5 protein-coding genes are annotated in these 2,237 nt (G+C 31.8%); 2 read left to right on the top strand and 3 right to left on the bottom strand.

The window, feature by feature from the left end; genetic code table 11:
- Positions 1 to 210: transposase (locus A9G31_RS08900; protein ID WP_176700381.1), on the bottom strand; the 210-nt coding region annotated here is incomplete at its 3' end.
- Positions 211 to 263: 53 nt separating this feature from the next.
- Entirely contained in the window at positions 264 to 602 is a 339-nt protein-coding gene (locus tag A9G31_RS08895; RefSeq protein WP_065561341.1) for a hypothetical protein, read from the bottom strand.
- A gap of 249 nt (positions 603 to 851) precedes the next feature.
- Between A9G31_RS08895 and A9G31_RS08890 the strand changes: the two genes are divergently transcribed.
- Complete coding sequence (locus tag A9G31_RS08890) at positions 852 to 1,445, top strand: DUF4291 domain-containing protein (RefSeq protein WP_065561340.1); 594 nt, start codon at positions 852 to 854, stop codon at positions 1,443 to 1,445.
- Here the strand turns inward: A9G31_RS08890 and A9G31_RS08885 are convergent.
- Positions 1,429 to 1,968, bottom strand: a complete 540-nt coding sequence (locus A9G31_RS08885) for a hypothetical protein (RefSeq protein WP_065561339.1) — start codon at positions 1,966 to 1,968, stop codon at positions 1,429 to 1,431. The genes A9G31_RS08890 and A9G31_RS08885 overlap by 17 nt on opposite strands.
- A 148-nt stretch (positions 1,969 to 2,116) precedes the next feature.
- Here A9G31_RS08885 and A9G31_RS08880 point away from each other — a divergent pair.
- Positions 2,117 to 2,237, top strand: a 121-nt coding sequence (locus A9G31_RS08880; protein WP_176700380.1) for a transposase, incomplete at its 3' end; no start/stop codon positions are given.

The following is a 2,237-nucleotide window of genomic DNA, read 5'->3' as shown; positions in this document are numbered from 1 at the left end:
TTCGGCAAACATCTGTTTAAGCTTACGGTTTTCAGCCTCCAGCTCCTTTAAGCGTTTGATATCCGAAGTTTCCATTCCGCCGTATTTTTCCCGCCATTTATAAAAAGTTGAATTACCCATGCCATATTTACGGCAGAGTTCCTTGACAGGAATACCTGCTTCAGCTTCTTTTAAAATAGCGACGATTTGATGTTCAGTCATTTTTTTCATAATTAAATCCCCTTTTACTTTTATCATAGAGAATTTTCTACTTTTTTGCTGTACTATTTTAGGGGATAGTTACAACTGCCGTCTTGGTAACAAGCACTGGCCAAACTTCCGAAGGAATCATAGGTAAATTCAGTTTTACCCTTGGTTAATCCGTTGAGGATGCTTTTAAGTTGATGTCTCGGGCTCCAGTTATATTGTCGATTATAAGTTTCTTTGCTGCCTTGATACACTTGATGGGAAATAATCCGTCCCTGTTTGTCGTAAGCGGTGGTAAGTTTGATACGCCCGTTGAGCTGTTTTTCCATTTCTTGCCCGAGCCCGTTACGAGTTATTTGAGCTTTCCATTGGGCGCCGGTTTCTTCCGCTTCTATATCGGCAGTAAGAGTAAGCAAATTTCCTTGATCATCAAAAGTATTGCGTATGTATGCCCCCGGTGAGCTTTTCAGTTGCGTTCGATAGCCCTTATCATCGTAGGTGCTGCTAACCTGCTGTCCCTTATCTCCCGGTAAACCGCTGCTTTGTATTTCTTCAATAACACGTCCGGCCGGGTCTCTTAGCAGTTTTACGCAATTATCTTGATTGCGGGCTTCTACAAGTTGTCCGTTTTTATTGTATTCGAATTGTTATTATATTTGTGTATTATGAAAGAAAGAGAAATAAGAGCTGTTTTTGATAAAGAAACAATAACAGTATATCAGGCTTATAGAAAAGGAATTGCTTTACCTGCTGTAAAGGCTCAAACTTTTGTTTCTCCTTTTAAAGTGGAAAGAATGACTTGGATTAAACCTTCTTTTTTATGGATGATGTATAGGTCCGGATGGGCTGAGAAAGAAGGACAAGAGCATATTTTAGCAGTTAAAATAAAACGAGAAGGTTTTGAATGGGCTTTGGAAAATGCTTGTTTATCTACATTTAAAGAAAATATATACAAAACTCATGAAAATTGGAAAGAGAAATTGAATAGCACCCCTGTTCGTATTCAGTGGGATCCTGAAAAGAATATTAAACTGGATAATTTAGATTACAAATCTATTCAAATAGGATTAAAGGGTGAAGCTGTTAAAAAATATGTAAAAGATTGGATTGTTCAAATTGATGATATTACAGATTTTTCCAAAGAAATTCATCAACTTATTATAAATAATGAGATAGGAAAAGCAAAGGATAAACTTCCTAAAGAGAAAATTTACCCTTTGCCTGATTTTATCAGGCCCATTATTAATGCTGATTTATAATTTTTTGGATCAAAATTTTAGCTGTATTACTTAAATCCTCATAAGGAGATTCTAAATATCTTTTTAAAATATTCAGAGTTTCATCATTAGATCCCGTTTTATATAAATTCCATAGGCATTTTTTCCAAATGGGAACTATAAAAGTTTCTATATCATTAGTATCATTTTTATCGAAATTATTAATGCCTAATATTCTGATAAAGTATTTTCTATTTTCTGTATTTAACTCTAATGAGTCCAATAATCTTTCTAAAAAATAACTAGGTATCCAATCTTTTATTATTAATTGCTTATAAATCTTATCAAGGTTATTTTTAATATATTCATTATCATTTAAATATTCCTCAATATCTAAATATTCTTCTATTTTATTTAAATCTTGTTTTTCTATAGATATTAGTAGCTTTTCATAAAAATAATTTTTATTTTCTTTTAAGTTAACTGGATATTCATTATAAAATGTGTCTAAATCTATTTTATTAGTTAATAAATTATAGATTAAACTTTCTTCTTTAGATTTCATAATTATTTGCATTCGATATTTACATTGTTAGTACTAACATTTTCAAATGATATAATATTTTCGTTAAATATTTTTGTAACTATCCCCTAAAATAGTACAGCAAAAAAGTAGAAAATTCTCTATGATAAAAGTAAAAGGGGATTTAATTATGAAAAAAATGACTGAACATCAAATCGTCGCTATTTTAAAAGAAGCTGAAGCAGGTATTCCTGTCAAGGAACTCTGCCGTAAATATGGCATGGGTAATTCAACTTTTTATAAATGGCGGG

Source organism: Gilliamella sp. Gris1-4 (assembly GCF_001690335.1).
Classification (GTDB): Bacteria; Pseudomonadota; Gammaproteobacteria; order Enterobacterales; family Orbaceae; genus Gilliamella; species Gilliamella apicola_P.
This window is presented reverse-complemented; position numbering and strand designations above follow the sequence as displayed.